We start from the raw sequence: 18891 nt of genomic DNA, 5'->3' as shown, positions 1-18891 counted from the left end.
GGTCGGTACTCTTGGCGTCCTTGTTCATCCGACATTGACACGCCAATGATCCGCTCGATCCTGCTCTGCGCCTTGATTGCCCTGCCGATGTCGGCATTCGCCTCCAGTTTTGCGGGCACTTCGGCCGGCTCCGCCTCGGGTGCATCGTCCAACTCTTCGGGCAGCTCTTCCGGGGACGACAAGGTGCTGCTGGATGCGCGGGAGGATGCGGCAGGTTTCGTCGCCAGCAATGGCCAGATCCGTGGCGCATGGCTGGAAGCGGCCTTGATCCAGTTGCGCGAGCGCGACGCTGCAGCGCGCGAGGCCAGCGACATGGCGCTGGCGCGGAAGATTCTGGCCCTGTGATGAATCACCGCTGGCTGCCGCCCACGCGGTGGCTGGCGATGTTGTTGCTGTTATGCGCTGCCGCACCATTGCAGGCAGCGCTGCGCATCGAACTGCGGACGCAGGCGCTGGATCCGGCGCAGCTGCAGGTCAGCCAACAGCTGATTGATGACGTACTGGCGCGCCTGCCTGCCACGATCGAGACCAATACCGCGCTGACATTGCAGTTGCGATGGCGCGCAGACCTGCCCGCGCATGTGCAGGGCAGGGCGCGGGGGCGGGAACTGGGTCTGGACGAACGCCTGTTGCATGGATTGGTGCAGGCCGGTGCCGCCCCCGCCCCCCTGCATTCCGCCCCGGCCTGGCAGCAGGCACGGGCCGCGTTGATCCATGAACTGGCACATGCCTTGGACCGCTCGCAGCATGGCGGCTGGTCGATGCAGTCACGCCTGCTGGACCTGGCCGGTTGGCAGCAGCGGCCGTTATGGCCGGGCCGCGGGCGCAATCACTTCCACCTGCGCAGCCCCGATCCCTATGAGCTGGAAAGTCCGGCCGAGTTCTTCGCGGTAAACCTTGAACACTATCTGCTGGATTCGGATTACCGCTGCCGACGTCCGCTGCTGCACGCTTGGTTTGCCGAGAATCTGGGCGAGCCACGACAGCTGGACGGGGCACACTGCGCGCAGACCCTGCCGTTCATGCAGGCCGGTGAGCAGGAAGGGCAGGCCGATCTGCTCGATCTGGATCCGGCGCGGGTCTATGAGGTCGACTACCTGCTGGCCGAAGGCAACGAGAAACTGATGAGCCGCTGGGGCCACAGCATGCTGCGGCTGGTGGTGTGCGCGCCGGGACGTGTGCCGGGGCCGGCGTGCCGAATGGACCTGCAACACCATCTGGTGCTGTCGTTCAGGGCGTTCGTGGGCGATGTGCAGATATCCAGCTGGCGTGGTTTGACCGGGGTCTATCCGTCACGCCTGTTCGTGCTGCCACTCAGTCGGGTCATCGAGGAATACACCAAGGTCGAGTTGCGCGGGGTATCGTCCACACCGTTGCGCCTGCAGCGCGGTGAGATCACCACACTGCTACAGCAGGCGGCGCGTCTGCACTGGGATTATGACGGCCGCTACTACTTCATCAGCAACAACTGCGCGGTAGAGACAGGCAAGCTGCTCAGTGATGGTGTGCCGCGGTTGGGTGCGGCCGATCTGCTGTCGATCACGCCGACAGGGCTGCTGGACGGCCTGCGGTCCAAGGCGCTGGTCGATCCGCCACGCGAGCGGACGATGGCAATGCGTGGCGGCTACTACTTCGAGTCGGCGGCCAATCATTACGCGACGGTGTTCGCGGTCGCGCGCAAGGCGCTGCCGCTGCCCGCCACCGATGTCGGGCAATGGTTGGCGCTGCCGCCTGCGCAGCGCCGGCTATGGATGCGACAGGCCGATGAGCAGGTGCTGGCCGCGATGCTGTTGCTGGAGCAGGCCGCCCGGCGACAGGCCGAGGTCGCGGCTGGCGATGTACTCAAGCGGCGCTTGCTGACACGTGGCAAGCCATTGCCTGAGCAAGACGATTTCAATGCGTTGATGGCACGGGCCGGTGCGTTGCTGGCGCCCGGAAGCCTGCTGGCGCATAGCCCCGGGTACGGCATCCCCGGTCCGGACGAGCTGGCGCAGTTGAAGGCGGATACCGCAGCGGGCACAGGGCAGGCCCAGCAACAGTGGGCCGCGTTGCACGCGGCGGCATTGGCAGCCTTGCCCGAGGCGCAGCGCGCCGACCTGGCCCAGATCGAATCGAACCTGCTGTACCTGCGCGAACGTCTGCGTTTAGGGTACGGTACGCAAACGGGGGAGGCGGCGGCGCGCGAACAGCGGCGGCCGGGTCAGTTTTCAGGAGAACGCGGTTGAGCAGCACAGAACAGCAGCAGGCGGCCGATGCAATGATGTTGGCTGGGGATGTAGTGAAATTGAGTTCCTGCGCCATCCTCCAGCTTGACCAGGACGGCCATGTGCGCAGCTGCAACGCGGGTGCTTCAACCGTCCTGGGATATGCCTGTGAGGAAATCCGCGGACGCCCCTTTTCGGTGTTGTTCAGTGCTGCGGATTCGCAGCGCGGTGCGGCCGAGCAGGCGGTGGCACGCACGCTCGAAGAGGGCATCGATCAGCTGAGCATGGCCATGGTGCGCAAGGATGGCGGGCGGTTCCGCGCATCGGTGATGCTGGAGCGGGTCGCCGATCAGCGCGGCGCACGGGTGCTGGTGCTCATCCGTGACATCACCGAGATTTTCCAGACCCAGAAGCGGGTGCGGGAGGCGCAGGAGGTAGCGTTGCGTGCGCAGCGCCTGGATGCGGTAGGCAAGCTCACCCTGGGCCTGTCGCACGACTTCAACAACCTGTTGTCGGTGATTGGCAACAGCCTGGACATGCTGTCGCTGCGCCGCTCCGGCGACGAGAGCGTGCGGCGCATTCTGGATATCGCCCATCGGGCGGTGGAACGTGGCACCCAGTTGACCCGGCAGATGCTGGCGTTCGGCCGCGGCCAAACGTTGGTGCCCCAGCTGAGCAGGGTGGATGACCTGGTCAATGCCTCGTTGGAGTTGTATCGCCGCGTTTGTGGCGAGACCATCCAGTTGAACGTGAACCTGGCCGAGAAGCTGCCGCCAATCTCGGTGGACGTTGGGCAATTGGAGGCTGCGCTGCTGAACCTGCTCAGCAATAGCCGCGATGCCATGCACGGTGTCGGCAAGGTGATGCTGTCGGCGCGGCTTGAAAGCATCATCGTGCCTTCAGGTAACGGTGAGGCTGGCCAGTTCGTCTGCATCTGCGTCGGTGACAGCGGGCCAGGGATCCAGGCGGAGCTGCAGGAGAGCGTGTTCGAACCATTCTTCACCACCAAGAGTGTCGGTGATGGCAGTGGCCTCGGGTTGAGCCAGGTCTACGGGTTTGCAGCGCAGTCCGGAGGCACGGCGACGATTGGTACCTCGGCGCTGGGCGGGGCCGCGGTGTCGCTGTATTTTCCGGTGGCAACAGACGTTGTGCGAGCGGCGTAAGCCGCGAAACCGGCTATCTGACAGGACGCCGGATCTCCATGGATCCAGGGATCTGAAGCCTTGTCTGCTTCGCGGCTTACGCCGCACCCACAACATCGTCCACGCAATGCGGCGTGCAGCCCCCTGCCATCTGGCAGGAGGCTGCAGTCAATCAGTCCGCGCGGCCGCCGAACTCACCGGTGGTGGTGTTCACCAGGATGCGTTCGCCGTTGACGATGTATTCCGGGACCATGATTTCCAGTCCGGTGCTGAGCTTGGCCGGCTTCGGGCGCTTGGTGGCGGTGCCGCCCTTCAGTTCCGGTGGGGTCTCGATCACTTCCAGGGTCACGTGCTGCGGCATCTGCACGGCGACCGGCTGGTCGTCGATGACCTGCACGTAGATGCCGGTCAGGCCTTCGGTGATGTAGCCGGCGTCATCGCCAATGACCTCGGCGTCCAGCGTGTACGGGGTGTAGTCCTCGTCATCCATGAACACGAAGGCATCGCCGTCCATGTAGGAGAAGGTGGACTGGCGGCGCAGCAGCTCGACTTCCGGCAGGTTGTCATCGGCATCGAAGCTGGCATCGAGCTTGTTGCCGCCCGGCACGCTGTACATGATGAAGCGGAAGCGGACGTTGCCGCCACGGCCCTGCGGCGAGCTGCGCTCGATGTCGCGGATCTGGTAGACGCCGTTGTTGTACTCGACGACGTTGCCTTTCTTGATGTCGTTGGCTTTCATGGATTGAGCGCTGGTATCAGGGAATCGGGATGGGAGATTCGCAAAACCAGAAGCGGGTCCCGGGGCTGATCGGGTAGCGCTTTCGCGCCGTTCCGAGTCCCCAAGCCCCGCTCCGGAGTCACTTCGGTGCCAAACGTACGGCGCCGTCGAGGCGAATAGTCTCACCGTTGAGGTAGGTATTGCCAATGATGTGGCCGACCAGGCTGGCGAAGTCGGCCGGCTGGCCCAGGCGCGACGGGAACGGGATGGAGGCAGCCAGGGATTCCTGCACATTCTGCGGCATGCCATCGACCATCGGGGTCCAGAAAACGCCGGGGGCAATGGTCAGCACGCGGATGCCGAAACGCGCCAGTTCGCGCGCCATCGGCAGGGTCATGCCGACCACGCCGCCCTTGGACGCCGAATACGCGGCCTGGCCGATCTGGCCTTCGTAGGCGGCCACCGAGGCGGTATTGATGATCACGCCGCGCTCGCCGTCGGCGTTGGCCTCGTTGTGCTGCATCAGCTCGGCGGCGGCCTTGGCCACGTTGAAGCTGCCGACCAGGTTGACCATCACCGTGGTCTGGAAGTTGGCCAGTGGCATCGCCGCTTCGCGGCCCAGCACGCGCCCGGCACCGAGGATGCCGGCGCAGTTCATCACCACGTTCAGGCCGCCCAGGAACTCACGGGCAGCGGCGAGGTTGGCGGCGACGCCGGCCTCGTCGGTGACATTGGTGGTGAAGTAGCGGGCATTGTCGGCACCCAGTTCGGCGACCGCGGCGGCGCCCTTTTCATCATTGAGGTCGAACAGGGCGACTTTGCCGCCATTGGCAACCAGGAACTGGGCGACGCCGAGGCCGAGGCCGGAGACGCCGCCGGTGATGACGGCACGAACGGAAGACAGCTGCATTGGAACAATCCTGCTGAGTGATCCGCCGATTCTAGCTGATGCCGATCCGCGGCTAACTGATGCGTGCAGACCTGTGGGGCAGGGCCTGATCCAGCGAGACCATGAGGCATTACTTCCTGTCCTCGCCGTCTAGGTAGCCCGGGTAAGCGCAGCGCACCCGGGGAACGGGATATTGGAGGGCCTGAATTTGCTGCTGCCGAGGGCCCCGGTTGCGCTGCGCTTACCCGCGCTACAGGGTCGTTGCCGGCCCCTGTCTGGCTACGACGATCAGGCGTGAGGTGTGGGGGCTGCCAGCTCAGCCCGGGTCAGTCGTCGGCTGAAGTCAGGCGGCGACAGGCCGGGGGCGAACAGGAAGCCCTGGCCAACCGGCACGCCGAGCCCAAGCAGGAACTGGCGCTGCGCTTCGGACTCGATGCCTTCGGCCACCAGTCCCAGGCCAAGGCTGCGGGCAATGCCGCAGACAGCCTCGCAGACAGCGACATCGGAGGGATTGTCGGGTACGCCACTGATGAACAGCTGGCTGAGCTTGAGGCCGTGGATGGGCAGGGTGCGCAGGTAGTTGAGCGCGCTATAGCCCTCGCCGAAGTCATCGATGGTCAATACCACGCCCATCGCGCGCAGCTCGGCAAAGGTGCGCAGGGTAGCCGGGGCATCCTCGATCAGTACCCGCTCGGTGAACTCCAGCTCCAGCGCGCTGCCGGGCAGGTGATAGTGGTCCAGCACCTCGCGCACCTGGCGGGCCAAGCGGTCGCCACTGAACTGGCGGTAGGAGACATTGATCGCCACCCGCATCAGGCCCAGGCCTTCGCGCTGCCATTCGCGGACCTGCCGGCAGGCCTGATGCAGCACCCATTCGCCGATGCGGACGATGTCGCCGGTGTTCTCCGCATGGCTGATGAAGATGTCCGGGCGCAGCTCGCCCAGTTGGCGGTTGCGCCAGCGGATCAGCGCTTCGCAGGCGATGATCTGGCCGCTGCGCAGGTCGACCTGCGGTTGGTAGACCAGCCGGAATTCGTCACGGTCCAGGGCTTTGCGCAGGCGTCGCTCGATCTGCAGGCGGTCGCGCTGGCGACGCGCCAGCTCCGGCGAGAACAGCTGCCAGCCATTGCGATCGCGCCGCTTGCATTCGTACATGGCAAGGTCGGCGTTCTGGATCAGCTGTTGCGGGCGCACGCCGTCCCTGGGCGCGCGGGCGATGCCGATGCTGGTGGTGACCGGGAACTCGTCCTTGCCGAATTGGAAGGGGGGGATGAAGGCGCGGGTGATCGCCTCGGCCAGTTTCTCCGGGCGTCCGGGCAGGTCGCGGGCGTCGCAGGTGACAACGAATTCATCGCCGCCAAAGCGTGCCAGCAAACCTTCGGTACCAATGGCGTCGGCGATGCGGCGGGTGGCTTCGATCAGCAGCAGGTCGCCGGCGTTGTGGCCAAGCACATCGTTGACGGTCTTGAAGCGGTCCAGGTCGATGTAAAGCACTGCCACTTCGGCGTGCGAGGGATTGCCCAGCCGCGCTTCGAGGTCGGTGAGTGCCGCGTCGCGGTTCATGATGCCGGTCAGGGGGTCGGTACGCGCCTGGTTCTTGAGGGTCTGCTCGGCGTGCTTGGGCTCGGTGATGTCCTGCAAGGTACCGGCGATGCGGGTGGAGGCGAGGTCGCCGGGCTCGACCTCGCCGATCATCCGTACCCAGAAGCTGTGGCCACTGGCGCGCTGGCCTTGCAGTTCCAGTTCAAAGCCGGTGTGTTGCTCGACCACCTGTTCCATTGCCTCCTGCAGTTGCAGCCGCGACAGGCTGTTCAGGCAGGCCAGCAGTTGATCCAGATCGGTTGGCGCCGATTGCTGGCCCAGGATGCGCTGCGCTTCGCCGGTGAGGTACAGGTGCTGCTGGCCACGGTCCCATTCCCAGCCACCGATATGGGCCAGCGATTGGGCGCGGTCAAACAAGGCATGGTCGCGCTTGAGTTCGGTGATGTCACTGAACAGGCAGAACACGTGGTCCGGCAGGTCGCAGCCCGCCGAGAACACCGGCACCGTGGTGATCGATATCCAGATCATCCGCCCGTTGGGGCGGTGGTACAGGCCGATGATGGTGCTGGGAATGATCCGGCCTTCGGCGAAGGCGCGGCTTACCGGCCATTGCTCGGGGCGGAGGCGCCGGCCATGCTCATCGACACTGATCCACTCGTCATTGTTCAGTGGCACCTTGGCCGGGGCAGCGCTGCCCAGGTTGAAGATGCGGTGTGCGGCAGGGTTGGCCGAGATGATGCCGAGGTGGCGATCAAACAACATCACCCCCTTGTCGATGGACTCCAGCAGCAGGCGATAGCGGGTTTCGGCCTGCCAGCGCCGGCTCAGGTCGCGGGCAACGGCAACGATGCAGTGTTCGCCATCGTGCTCGATGGTGGCCGAGTGCACTTCCACCGGGAAACGGCTGCCATCGCCGCGCATGTTGGTGACTTCCACCACATAGGTTTCGCCACGATTGAGGGTTTCCCAGACCGGCTCCAGGTGGTCGGCAGGCAGGTCCGGATTGAGCAGTTCGATGGGCTGGCCGACGATCGCTTCGCGGGTGCGGCCATAGGCCCGGACCCCGGCGCTGTTGACGTCCAGCACCACGCCGGTAGCGCTGAGGATGCTGACCGGGTCGGGTACCGCGTCGAACAGCGCGGCGTAACGGCGTTGGGCAACGCGCCGCTCGGCCATGGCCTCGGTCAAGGCCGAGCGTGCAGCCAGCAGCGCCTGTTGCAGGGCCAGTGGCAGCGGCTGCTGCAATGCATGTTCCAGTCCAGCCAGCGCGTCGACATGCGCGGCGCGATGATCGCCGTCGTCAGATACACCCAGCTGGCTGGTTCCGGTCATGACACTGTCAAAGCCCTGCCTGTCTTGCTGCCTGTCTGCCGGCCCAGTCGTTCTGCGAGCCAGTTCCCCGTAGCGGCCAACGCCGGCAGATCCACGCCGGTACGCATCCCCATGCCGTGCAGCATGTAAATAACATCTTCGCTGGCGACATTACCACTGGCGCCGCGCGCATAGGGGCAGCCGCCGGTGCCGGCCACCGCCGAGTCCACCACTCGCACGCCTTCCTCCAGGCAGCTGGCGATATTGGCCAAGGCTTGGCCATAGGTGTCATGGAAATGCACCGCCAGGGCGGTCACCGGCACTTCGGCAGCCACCGCCTGCAGCATCGCGCGGGCCTTGAGCGGGGTACCGACACCGATGGTGTCGCCCAGTGATATTTCATAGCAGCCCATGGCATGCAGGCGGGCAGCCACGCGGACCACGTCGGCCAACGGCACTTCGCCCTGGTAGGGGCAGCCCAGTACCGTGGAGACATAGCCGCGCACGCGCACGCCATCAGTCTTGGCACGGGCCAGGATCGGTTCGAAGCGCTGCAGCGACTCGTCGATGCCGGCATTGGTATTGGTGCGGTTGAACTGCTCCGATGCCGCAGTGAACACGGCAACCTCGCTGACGCCTACCGCCAGGGCACGTTCGTAACCCTGTTCGTTCGGCACCAGTACCGGGTAACTGACGCCGGGCTTGCGCTGGATACCGGTAAATACCTCGGCGGCGTCGGCCAGCTGCGGCACCCATTTCGGGCTGACGAAGCTGGTGGCTTCGATGCTGCGCAGGCCGGTAGCCGAGAGCCGGTCGATCAATTCGATCTTGTCGGCGGTGGCGACCTGCTGTTTCTCATTCTGCAGGCCGTCACGCGGGCCTACTTCGACGATGCGGACGAAATCATTCATGGAGCGGTCTTTGGCTGGAAGAGGGCGCGGGTTGGGCTGGAGCGCAGATTACTTCGCCACCCAGCGCGGGGGGCGCTTCTCAAGGAAGGCCGACAGCCCTTCGCGGCCCTCATCGGAGGCGCGCAGGGCGGCAATCAGGCCCGCATTGGCGCGGTCCAGTCCGTCGCGGTCACCCCCGGCGCCATGGACCTCGCGGACCAATACCTTGGCTGATGCGGCGGCAATCGGACCGGCCTTGCCCAGCAGGTTGAGCTGGGTCTGCACGGCGGCATCCAAGGCATCGGCGGCCACTACCTGGTGAACCAGGCCCATCTGCTGTGCGGTAAGGGCGTCGAAATGCTCGCCGGTGGCGAACCAGCGACGTGCCTGGCGCGGGCCGATTGCCGCAATCACGTAAGGAGAGATGACCGCGGGCAGCAGGCCGAGCCGGCTTTCGGTCAGCCCAAAGCGCGCGCTGTCAGCGGCAATGGCGATGTCGCAGCAGGCCACCAGGCCGACGCCGCCACCGAAGGCGGCGCCCTGTACGCGGGCGATGGTCGGCTTGGGCAGTTCGTCGAGGGTGCGCATCAGCCCAGCCAGTGCCAGTGAGTCGATGCGATTCTCCTCCTGGCTGGCGGTGGCCATCGCCCGCATCCACTGCAGGTCGGCACCGGCGGAGAAGGAGGGGCCGGTACTTGCCAGTACCACGGCTCGAACGCCCGGGTCGGCGCCCAGACTGGACAAGGTCTCGGTCAACGACTGGATCAGTGCCGCATCGAAGGCGTTGTGCAGGTCCGGTCGGTTCATCGAAAGGGTCGCTATCGCGCCCTGCTGCTGCACGAGCAGTGCATCGCTCATTGGTAATGCCTGTTTTAACGGAAATCCGGCGAATCATAGCGGTGCAGGGGTGGGACGCCATGACGCAGCGCGGCGATGCTAGAATTGATAACCATTCTTATCAACTCTACATAGGCGCCCATTCAGTGACGTTGTCAGATTTGCCGCTGCATGCTTCAGCGCGGGTGGAAAGCGTTCAGGACCTGCATGCAAACGATGCCATTGCGCGTCGTCTGCGCGAACTCGGCTTTGTGAACGGGGAGGAGGTCCGCTTGGTCGCACGTGGCCCGGTGGGCGGTGAGCCGCTGCTGTTCCAGGTGGGCTTCACCCGTTTTGCGCTGCGTCGTAGCGAGGCCGCACGGGTCCAGGTCAGCGCACAGGGAGCACAGGCATGAGTACCGCGATCGCCCGGCTGGCGCTGGTAGGTAACCCGAACAGCGGCAAGACCGCACTGTTCAACCAGCTCACCGGCAGCCGCCAGAAGGTGGCCAATTACACCGGCGTCACCGTGGAGCGCAAGGAAGGCCGCATGCGCGGACCGTCCGGGCAGGAATACGCGGTGCTGGATCTGCCCGGCGCCTACAGCCTGCATCCGGCCAGCCTGGATGAGGCCATCACCCGCGATCTGTGCCGGGGCTTCTACCCGGGCGAAGCTGCCCCGGATGCGCTGATCTGCGTGATCGACGCCACCAACCTGCGCCTGCACCTGCGCTTCGCGCTGGAAGTGCGCGAGCTCGGCAAGCCGATGGTGGTGGCGCTGAACATGGTCGATGCAGCACGCAAGCGCGGCATCGAGATCGACGTGCCGGCGCTGGAGAAGGCGCTGGGCGTGCCGGTGGTGGAAACCGTCGCGGTGCGCCACAACGGGGCACGCGCGCTGGTCGAGCGCATCGATACGCTGATGCCAAAGCTCGACGCCATGTCGGTGCATGCGGCCGAGCCCGGTGTGGATTACCACGTGCAGGTGCGCGACATCCTGGCCTCGGCGGTGCGCATGCCAGCGCCCACCGCCAAGGTGGACGACGCGTTGGACCGCTGGTTGCTGCACCCGATCTACGGCCTGCTGACCCTGGCGGTGGTGATGTTCCTGATCTTCCAGGCGGTGTATGCCTGGGCGACACCATTGATGGACGGCATCGAGGCAGCCTTTGGCTGGCTGGGACCGGTGGTGGCCGAGAAGCTGCCGGAAGGACCGCTGAGCAGCCTGCTGGTGGACGGCATCATTGCCGGTGTCGGCGGCGTGCTGGTGTTCCTGCCGCAGATCCTGATCCTGTTTGCATTCATCCTGGCATTGGAGGAGTCGGGCTATCTGCCGCGCGCTGCCTTCCTGCTGGATCGGATGATGGCCTCGGCCGGTTTGTCCGGGCGCTCGTTCATCCCGCTGCTGTCGAGTTTCGCTTGCGCGGTGCCGGGCATCATGTCCACCCGCTCGATCCAGGATCCGCGGGATCGCCTGGCCACCATCCTGGTGGCGCCGCTGATGACCTGCTCGGCGCGCTTGCCAGTGTACGCCTTGCTGATTGGTGCCTTCATCCCGGCCAAGACTGTGTGGGGCGTGTTCAACCAGCAGGGGCTGGTGCTGTTTGCCCTGTATGTGGCCGGCATCCTCAGTGCGTTGGTGATGTCGTGGACGATGAAGAAGTTCCGTCGCGACAAGAGCGAACATCCCTTGATGCTGGAGCTGCCGTCCTACCGCCTGCCCAATCCGCGCGACCTGCTGGTGGGTCTGTACGAGCGCGCGATGATCTTCCTCAAGCGCGTGGGCGGCATCATCCTGTCGCTGACCATCCTGCTGTGGTTCCTGCTGTCCTACCCGGGTGCGCCGGAGAATGCGACGATGCCGGCCATCGATTACAGCTTCGCCGGCCAGATCGGTCATGCGATGGCGGTGATCTTCGCCCCATTGGGTTTCAACTGGCAGATCTGCATTGCCTTGATTCCGGGCATGGGCGCGCGCGAGGTGGCGGTGTCTTCGCTGGCCACGATCTATGCCTTGTCGGCGGCCGATGACGACGCGGCCATCCAGGCACTGACCCCGGTGATCAGCGATGGCTGGAGCCTGGCGACCGGCTTGTCGCTGATGGTGTGGTTCATCTACGCGCCGATGTGTATCTCCACCCTGGCCACGATCAAGCGTGAGACCAACTCGTGGAAGCAGATGGCGTTTGCCACCGTTTACCTGTTTGGTGCGGCGTATCTGGCGGCATTTGTGACCTACCAGGTCGCCGTGGCCTTGGGGGCGGGCTGATGGACAAGGGGCTGCTGCTTCAGTACCTGATCATCGCTGTGGCGGTGTTGGTCAGTGCCTGGGTGGTGCTGAAGAAGCAGTTCCCGGGCGTATTGCGCAAACTGCGAGGCCTGCTGGCGCTATGGCTGGTCAGGCCGCAGCGTTCGCCGCGGTTGCAGGCCTGGGGGCGCCGATTGGCGCCACCGGCGACCAATAGCGGCGGTGCCTGTGGTGGCTGCAACAGCTGCGGACCAAGCGAGCCCAAGCAGCATTGAACACGTGGACGACGCCGGGGAACCCCGGCGTTGTTGCATTCGCGGGCGGGATGATCGGGCGACACACTGTAGTGAAGGCCGAATTTGACAGCGTCGTGGTCCGGGCGAGCCAAGCGCACCCGGGGCCCTTGGCTGACAGCTGAAAGGTCAGGAGACCCTCGCCCCCCGGTGCGCTGCGCTTATCCGGCTACGATCCTGCGCTTGCCCGGGCTTGAATCCTGTCCGCGCAGTGCCGGGCAATTCCGCCTTGCTGCCTGCCTCGTTGGCAGCGGGGCAGGGCTTGGCTACACGGCGCGCGCGGGTTGTACACTGCAGCGATTGCAGGAAGCAAACAGGGGGAAGGCATGAGGTCATTGCTTGGCGTTGTGGGGCTGGTGGTGGTGCTGGCCGTGGGCGGATCGATCTATCTGCATGGCGGCAACAAGATCACGGAATCGCAGGTGCGCGCTCTTTACCTGCGCGCCGATCAGGCGCTGGCGGCGGCTGATGACAAGCCGCTGTGCGAGATGCTGTCAAAGGATTATGTGCAGACCACGATCACCAAGACCGAAACCGAGCAGGTCGAGCAGCGCTACGACAGGGCACAGTACTGTGCTTCGCTGGTGGAGAGCATGGGCCAACTGCGCCAGTTCCGGGAAGCCTTTGGCGGTCGCATGCCGCTGCGTTACGAGCAGAAGGTAATCAGCATCAGCATAGCCAGCGATGGTCGTTCGGCTGAGGTCGAGGTTTCGGCCATCGTCGAGATGGCTGGCATTCGTATGGTCAGTCGGGGGCGTGACGCCGTGGAGCGCAGTCGTTGGCGCACTTACGTCACTGGCAGTCGCGCCACCACCCACGTCGGCAGGATGTAAACGCGCGCTGTGCGCTTGTGTGTTGGGCATCCGAGGCGTTAGCGTGCGGGCATGAATACGACTCCAACCCGTTTGCTGATCCACGGTGCCTCCGGGCGCATGGGCCAAGCCCTGCTGCGTCTGGCGGCAGAAGACTCCTCGTTGCAGGTGGTGGCCGCAGTAGTGCGCAAACCGCCGGCACAACGCGTGATCGAGGGCATCCCGCATTTCGCTGCCAGCGAGCTGTCCGGGGTGCCGGCCTTTGATGTAGCGATCGATTTCAGTCTGCCCGAAGGTTTCGATCCGATCCTGGCGCTGTGCGTGGAGCGTGGTGTGGGGCTGGTCTCCGGCACAACCGGCATCAGTGATGTGCAGCAGGCGGCGCTGGTCGCAGCCGCGGGCGGCATCCCCCTGGTGTGGGCGACCAACTTCAGCCTGGGTGTCGCCGTGTTGGCCGAGCTGGTGGAGCGGGCAGCGGCGGCATTGCCGGGCTGGGACTGCGACATCATCGAGTCCCATCACGTGCACAAGAAGGACGCCCCATCCGGTACTGCGTTGACACTGGGGGAGTCGGCCCAGCACGGCGGCGCGGAACCGCGTTATGCCAGTCTGCGTGCTGGCGACATCATCGGCGAGCACTTCGTCCAGTTCACAGGGCTCGGCGAGCGGGTGGAGCTGGTCCATCGGGCCACCAATCGGGACATTTTTGCGCGTGGGGCCCTGCATGCGGCCAAGCAGCTGCGCCAGCGCAGTCCGGGGCAATACCGGGTGAGGGACTTGGTCGGGACGTCCGAGCAGGCCTGAAATAGCTGAATGCGGAACACATTCCGTCCGGAACGTGGCTTCTGTAACCACTGAACAGCTGAAGGAAAGCGCACGGGGCGCTGGCGTTGGTGCCCCCTTGCCTTTACAATTCCGGCTCGCCGAAACACGTTAGCCGGACCGGTTCCCAGACCGCCGTCCGCGCTTTTTTGCAACCGGTTTTTGACCGTGAACGCAGGCGTGGCTTCGGAGTCCCCCGGTAGCCAAAGTGAGATTCCCGTGACCCAAGCCGCAATTCTCGTGCTCGAAGACGGCACCGTATTCGAGGGCGAATCCGTAGGCGCGCCCGGCCTATCCGTGGGTGAGGTGGTGTTCAACACCGCCATGACCGGTTACCAGGAAATGCTGACCGATCCGTCCTACGCCCGGCAGATGATCACCCTGACGTATCCGCATATCGGCAACACCGGTATGAACGACCAGGACGACGAAGCCTCCAAGGTATGGGCATCGGGCCTGATCGTTCGCGATGTGCCGCGTCGCCCGAGCAACTGGCGCAACCAGGTGTCGCTGCAGGATTGGTTGATCCAGCGCGGCGTGGTGGCCATCTCCGGCATCGATACCCGCAAGCTGACCCGCATCCTGCGTGAGCGCGGCGCCCAGAACGGCGCGCTGATGGCTGGCCCCGACATCGATGTCGAGAAGGCGCTGGAAGCTGCCCGCAAGTTCCCCGGCCTGAAGGGCATGGATCTGGCGAAGGTGGTCAGCACCGACAAGTCCTACGGTTGGACCGAAGGCCAGCTGGACCTGGACCGCAACGAATTCGTGCGCGCCGAACCGAAGTTCAAGGTTGTGGCCTACGACTTCGGCGTGAAGACCAACATCCTGCGCATGCTGGCCGAGCGCGGCTGCGAGTTGACCGTGGTGCCTGCCCAGACGCCCGCTGCCGAAGTGCTGGCGCTGAAGCCGGACGGCGTGTTCCTGTCCAATGGCCCGGGCGATCCGGAACCCTGCGATTACGCCATCAGCGCGATCAAGACCTTCGTCGAGCAGAAGATCCCGACCTTCGGCATCTGCCTGGGCCACCAGCTGTTGGGCCTGGCCGCAGGCGCCAAGACCATGAAGATGGGCCACGGCCACCACGGTGCCAACCACCCGGTGCAGGACATCGACGACGGTCGGGTGATGATCACCTCGCAGAACCACGGCTTCGCCATCGACGAAAGCGTGCTGCCGGCGAATGTGCGGGTCACCCACCGCTCGCTGTTCGACCAGACCATCCAGGGCATCGCGCTGACAGATGCGCCGGCGTTCTCCTTCCAGGGCCACCCGGAAGCTTCGCCGGGTCCGCGTGACGTGGCACCATTGTTCGACCGCTTCATCACCCTGATGGAAGGGGCCAAGGCGTGAGCAAGGCGCGCTGGCTGATGTTGCCGGCGCTGCTGGCCACCTCGGTGGCCAGCGCGGCGCCAGTGACCGCGCAGGAGATCCGCGATCTGCTGCCGCTGACCGGCTTCGAACGCATGGGCAATGATGCGGCCACGTCCATGCTGGCCAGTGTCGCGCTCTTCCAGCAGTTTCCAGCAGCACAACGCGAATGCATGGCCACGCCGATCGGCGAGGTGCTGAATGAAGCACTGGTGGATCGCCTGGTCGCCAAGCTTGGCAACGACGGGCAGCAGCACCTCAAGCGCTGGCAGACGTTCTATTCCAGCCAGGGTGGCAAGCGCATGGTCGCCAGCCAGCGCCAGATGATGTACGGCACGGCGTTGCCTGCCGAGTTCGAAGGCGAGCCCAGCGAGCTGGAGCGCAAGCAGGTAGGCGAGTTCATGGCCAGCGGCTCCTATGAAGCATTGGGCGCCGTGCTTGCGGAGCTGGGCGACATGCCCGATGGCCTGCCGCTGCGCATGAGCGAGCGCATCCAGAGCCAATGCGGTGTCACGATTGATCCAGAAGAGTTTTCCTGATCGACAGCGTGCGATCACTTCCCCCAGACACGCTGTACTGACTTAGAGAAGAAAATGCCAAAGCGCACCGACCTAAAAACCATCCTGATCATCGGCGCCGGCCCGATCGTCATCGGCCAAGCCTGTGAGTTCGACTACTCCGGCGCGCAGGCGTGCAAGGCGCTGCGTGACGAGGGTTACCGCGTGGTGTTGGTGAACTCCAACCCGGCCACGATCATGACCGACCCGGAGATGGCTGACGCCGTCTACATCGAGCCGATCAACTGGCAGACGGTCGAGAAGATCATCGACAAGGAGCGCCCCGACGCGTTGCTGCCGACCATGGGCGGCCAGACCGCGCTGAACTGCGCGCTGGACCTGGCTGACCACGGCGTGCTGGAGAAGTACAACGTCGAGCTGATCGGTGCCAAGCGCGAAGCCATCCGCATGGCCGAAGACCGCGAGCTGTTCCGCGTGGCGATGGGTGAGATCGGTCTGGAATGCCCGACCGCCGCCGTCGCCCACACGCTGGAAGAGGCGCTGGAAATCCAGACCCGCGTTGGCTACCCGACCATCATCCGTCCGTCCTTCACCCTCGGCGGCAGCGGCGGCGGCATCGCCTACAACCGCGAAGAGCTGATCGAGATCGTCGGCCGTGGCCTGGAACTGTCGCCGACCACCGAAGTGCTGGTCGAAGAATCGGTGCTGGGCTGGAAGGAATTCGAGATGGAAGTGGTTCGCGACACCGCGGACAACTGCATCATCGTCTGCTCGATCGAGAACCTCGATCCGATGGGCGTGCACACCGGTGACTCCATCACCGTGGCGCCGGCACAGACCCTGACCGACAAGGAATACCAGCGCCTGCGCGATGCCTCCATCGCCGTGCTGCGCAAGATCGGCGTGGATACCGGCGGTTCGAACGTGCAGTTCGGCATCAGCCCGACCACCGGCCGCGTGGTGGTGATCGAGATGAACCCGCGCGTGTCGCGTTCCTCGGCACTGGCCTCCAAGGCCACCGGCTTCCCGATCGCCAAGGTCGCAGCCAAGCTGGCGGTCGGTTACACCCTGGACGAATTGAAGAACGAAATCACCGGCGGCCTGACCCCGGCCTCGTTCGAGCCGTCCATCGACTACGTCGTCACCAAGATTCCGCGTTTTGCCTTCGAGAAGTTCCCGGCCGCCGACGCGCGCCTGACCACTCAGATGAAGTCGGTGGGCGAGGTGATGGCGATGGGCCGCACCTTCAAGGAATCGCTGCAGAAGGCGCTGCGTGGCTTGGAAACCGGCAAGGTCGGCCTCGACCCGACCGAGCTGGACTTGGGCAATGCCGACGACGTCGCCACCATGAAGCGCGAGCTCAAGGCCCCGGGCCCGGAGCGTCTGTTCTACGTGGGCGATGCCTTCCGCACCGGCATGAGCGTGGAAGAAATCTACGGCCTGTCGCACATCGACCCGTGGTTCCTCGACCAGATCGAAGAGATCATCGCTGACGAAAAGCAGGTCCATGCCGAAGGCATCGATTCGCTGAACGCTGCGCGCCTGCGCAAGCTCAAGCGCGCCGGTTTCTCCGACGCTCGCCTGGCGCAGCTGACTGGTACCAACGAAGCGGCCATCCGTGCACTGCGTCGTGCCCACAAGGTGCGTCCGGTCTACAAGCGCGTTGACTCCTGCGCCGGCGAATTCGCCACCGGCACCGCCTACCTGTACTCGACCTACGAGGACGAGTGCGAGGCCGCGCCGAGCAACCGTGACAAGATCATGATCCTGGGCGGCGGCCCGAACCGCATCGGCCAGGGCATCGAGTTTGACTACTGCTGCGTGCACGCTGCGCTCGCCCTGCGCGAGGATGGTTTCGAAACCATCATGGTCAACTGCAACCCGGAAACCGTTTCGACCGACTACGACACCTCCGACCGCCTGTATTTCGAGCCGCTGACGCTGGAAGACGTGCTGGAGATCGTCGAGCTGGAGCAGCCCAAGGGCGTGATCGTGCAGTACGGCGGGCAGACCCCGCTGAAGCTGGCACGTGCGCTGGAAGCCAATGGCGTGCCGGTGATCGGCACCTCGCCGGACTCCATCGACCTGGCCGAAGACCGCGAGCGCTTCCAGCAGCTGGTCGAGAAGCTCGGCCTGAAGCAGCCGCCGAACCGCATCGCCCGCAACGACCAGGAAGCCCTGCTGCTGGCCCGCGAGATCGGCTACCCGCTGGTGGTGCGCCCGAGCTACGTGCTTGGCGGCCGTGCGATGGAAATCGTCTACAGCGAAGCCGACCTGGCCCGCTACGTGCGCGACGCGGTCAAGGTGTCCAACGATTCGCCGGTGCTGCTGGACCACTTCCTCGACGCCGCGGTCGAAGCCGACGTCGACATCATCTGCGACAAGGACGGCAAGGTCCTGATCGGCGGCGTGATGGAGCACATCGAAGAAGCCGGCGTGCACTCCGGTGACTCGTCCTGCTCGCTGCCGCCGTACTCGCTGTCGGCTGAAACCCAGGCCGAACTGCGTCGCCAAGTCACCGAGCTGGCCAAGGCACTGCAGGTCGTCGGCCTGATGAACACCCAGTTCGCGATCCAGGCCGATGCCGATGGCAAGGACGTGATCTACCTGCTGGAAGTCAACCCGCGTGCCTCGCGCACCGTGCCGTTCGTGTCCAAGGCGACCGGCATGGCGCTGGCCAAGATCGCCGCCCGCTGCATGGCCGGCAAGACGCTGGCCGAGCAGGGCGCGACCAAGGAAATCGTGCCGGACTACTACTCGGTGAAGGAAGCCATCTTCCCGTTCGCCAAGTTCCAGGGCGTCGATCCGATCCTCGGGCCGGAGATGCGCTCCACCGGTGAAGTGATGGGCGTTGGTCGCACCTTCAGCGCCGCGTTTGCACGTGCGCAGGAAGCCGGCAGCATCAAGACCCCGCCGGTCGGCAAGGTCTTCATCTCGGTACGCGACGCTGACAAGCAGCGCGTGATGCCGGCGGTGCAAGGCCTGGTCGAACGTGGCTACTCGCTGGTCGCCACCCGCGGCACCGCTGCCTGGTTGCAGCAGCACGGTTACACCTGCGACGTGGTCAACAAGGTGGTTGAAGGCCGTCCGCACATCGTGGACAGCATCAAGAACGGCGAGATCGTCTACATCGTCAACACGACCGAAGGTCGTGCAGCGATCAACGACTCGTTCTCGATCCGCCGCGAGGCACTGCAGAACCGCATCACGTACTCCACCACCGTTGCTGGCGCCAAGGCGCTGGTACAGTCGCTGGAGTTCCGTGGCACCGGTCCGGTGTTGTCGTTGCAGGAACTGCACAAGGAGTTGAATGCATGA

The 18891-nt window shown here is 64.9% G+C and carries 16 protein-coding genes; 11 read left to right on the top strand and 5 right to left on the bottom strand.

Annotated features, from left to right (window positions below; translation table 11 throughout):
• The first annotated feature begins 45 nt into the window (after window positions 1-45).
• From ACVOLQ_RS01685 to ACVOLQ_RS01675, 3 genes are read left to right on the top strand one after another with little or no spacing between them, the layout of a single operon-like run.
• Entirely contained in the window at window positions 46-345 is a 300-nt protein-coding gene (locus ACVOLQ_RS01685; RefSeq protein WP_313171856.1) for a DUF2388 domain-containing protein, read from the top strand.
• Window positions 345-2225 carry a DUF7844 domain-containing protein gene (locus tag ACVOLQ_RS01680; protein ID WP_481526830.1) on the top strand — a complete coding sequence of 627 codons (1881 nt, stop codon included), beginning with the start codon at window positions 345-347 and terminating at the stop codon, window positions 2223-2225. Before ACVOLQ_RS01685 ends, ACVOLQ_RS01680 begins: the two co-directional genes overlap by 1 nt.
• Entirely contained in the window at window positions 2222-3367 is a 1146-nt protein-coding gene (locus ACVOLQ_RS01675) for a two-component system sensor histidine kinase NtrB (RefSeq protein ID WP_313171860.1), read from the top strand. The genes ACVOLQ_RS01680 and ACVOLQ_RS01675 overlap by 4 nt, the downstream gene beginning before the upstream one ends.
• A 151-nt stretch (window positions 3368-3518) precedes the next feature.
• Here the strand turns inward: ACVOLQ_RS01675 and yeiP are convergent, their stop codons facing one another.
• The 5 genes from yeiP to ACVOLQ_RS01650 all read right to left on the bottom strand — a co-directional run bounded on the left by yeiP (window position 3519) and on the right by ACVOLQ_RS01650 (window position 9554).
• Window positions 3519-4085, bottom strand: coding sequence for an elongation factor P-like protein YeiP (yeiP, locus tag ACVOLQ_RS01670; RefSeq protein WP_282270790.1), 567 nt, complete (start codon window positions 4083-4085; stop codon window positions 3519-3521).
• A 118-nt stretch (window positions 4086-4203) separates the two neighbouring features.
• Window positions 4204-4974 carry an SDR family NAD(P)-dependent oxidoreductase gene (locus ACVOLQ_RS01665; protein WP_481526829.1) on the bottom strand — a complete coding sequence of 257 codons (771 nt, stop codon included), beginning with the start codon at window positions 4972-4974 and terminating at the stop codon, window positions 4204-4206.
• Window positions 4975-5241: 267 nt separating this feature from the next.
• Window positions 5242-7827: a sensor domain-containing protein gene (locus ACVOLQ_RS01660; RefSeq protein WP_481526828.1), complete on the bottom strand. Its 2586-nt coding sequence runs from the start codon at window positions 7825-7827 to the stop codon at window positions 5242-5244.
• Window positions 7824-8717: a hydroxymethylglutaryl-CoA lyase gene (locus ACVOLQ_RS01655; RefSeq protein ID WP_481526827.1), complete on the bottom strand. Its 894-nt coding sequence runs from the start codon at window positions 8715-8717 to the stop codon at window positions 7824-7826. Before ACVOLQ_RS01655 ends, ACVOLQ_RS01660 begins: the two co-directional genes overlap by 4 nt.
• A gap of 48 nt (window positions 8718-8765) precedes the next feature.
• On the bottom strand, window positions 8766-9554 hold the full coding sequence (locus ACVOLQ_RS01650) for an enoyl-CoA hydratase-related protein (RefSeq protein WP_481526826.1): 789 nt from the start codon (window positions 9552-9554) through the stop codon (window positions 8766-8768).
• Window positions 9555-9679: 125 nt separating this feature from the next.
• Between ACVOLQ_RS01650 and ACVOLQ_RS01645 the strand changes: the two genes are divergently transcribed.
• From ACVOLQ_RS01645 to carB, 8 genes are all read left to right on the top strand, one after another.
• The gene (locus ACVOLQ_RS01645; RefSeq protein ID WP_313171925.1) at window positions 9680-9928 is read left to right on the top strand and encodes a FeoA family protein; all 249 of its coding nucleotides are present in this window, start codon (window positions 9680-9682) and stop codon (window positions 9926-9928) included.
• Window positions 9925-11781, top strand: coding sequence for a ferrous iron transport protein B (gene feoB, locus ACVOLQ_RS01640; protein ID WP_481526825.1), 1857 nt, complete (start codon window positions 9925-9927; stop codon window positions 11779-11781). The genes ACVOLQ_RS01645 and feoB overlap by 4 nt, the downstream gene beginning before the upstream one ends.
• Window positions 11781-12035, top strand: coding sequence for a DUF6587 family protein (locus ACVOLQ_RS01635; protein WP_313171873.1), 255 nt, complete (start codon window positions 11781-11783; stop codon window positions 12033-12035). The genes feoB and ACVOLQ_RS01635 overlap by 1 nt, the downstream gene beginning before the upstream one ends.
• 344 nt (window positions 12036-12379) lie before the next feature.
• The gene (locus ACVOLQ_RS01630) at window positions 12380-12886 is read left to right on the top strand and encodes a hypothetical protein (protein WP_481526824.1); all 507 of its coding nucleotides are present in this window, start codon (window positions 12380-12382) and stop codon (window positions 12884-12886) included.
• Between the two features lie 51 nt (window positions 12887-12937).
• On the top strand, window positions 12938-13669 hold the full coding sequence (dapB, locus tag ACVOLQ_RS01625) for a 4-hydroxy-tetrahydrodipicolinate reductase (RefSeq protein ID WP_313171877.1): 732 nt from the start codon (window positions 12938-12940) through the stop codon (window positions 13667-13669).
• 237 nt (window positions 13670-13906) lie between these two features.
• Window positions 13907-15037 carry a glutamine-hydrolyzing carbamoyl-phosphate synthase small subunit gene (carA, locus tag ACVOLQ_RS01620; RefSeq protein WP_481526823.1) on the top strand — a complete coding sequence of 377 codons (1131 nt, stop codon included), beginning with the start codon at window positions 13907-13909 and terminating at the stop codon, window positions 15035-15037.
• Window positions 15034-15594 (top strand): DUF2059 domain-containing protein, encoded by a 561-nt coding sequence (locus ACVOLQ_RS01615; protein ID WP_481526822.1) that lies wholly within the window; start codon window positions 15034-15036, stop codon window positions 15592-15594. Before carA ends, ACVOLQ_RS01615 begins: the two co-directional genes overlap by 4 nt.
• A 54-nt stretch (window positions 15595-15648) precedes the next feature.
• Window positions 15649-18891, top strand: a complete 3243-nt coding sequence (gene carB, locus ACVOLQ_RS01610; protein ID WP_313171882.1) for a carbamoyl-phosphate synthase large subunit — start codon at window positions 15649-15651, stop codon at window positions 18889-18891.

It is taken from the genome of Stenotrophomonas sp. STEN031 (assembly GCF_056759975.1).
The sequence above is the reverse complement of the archived record's forward strand: the minus strand, read 5'-3'. Positions and strand labels throughout refer to the sequence as shown.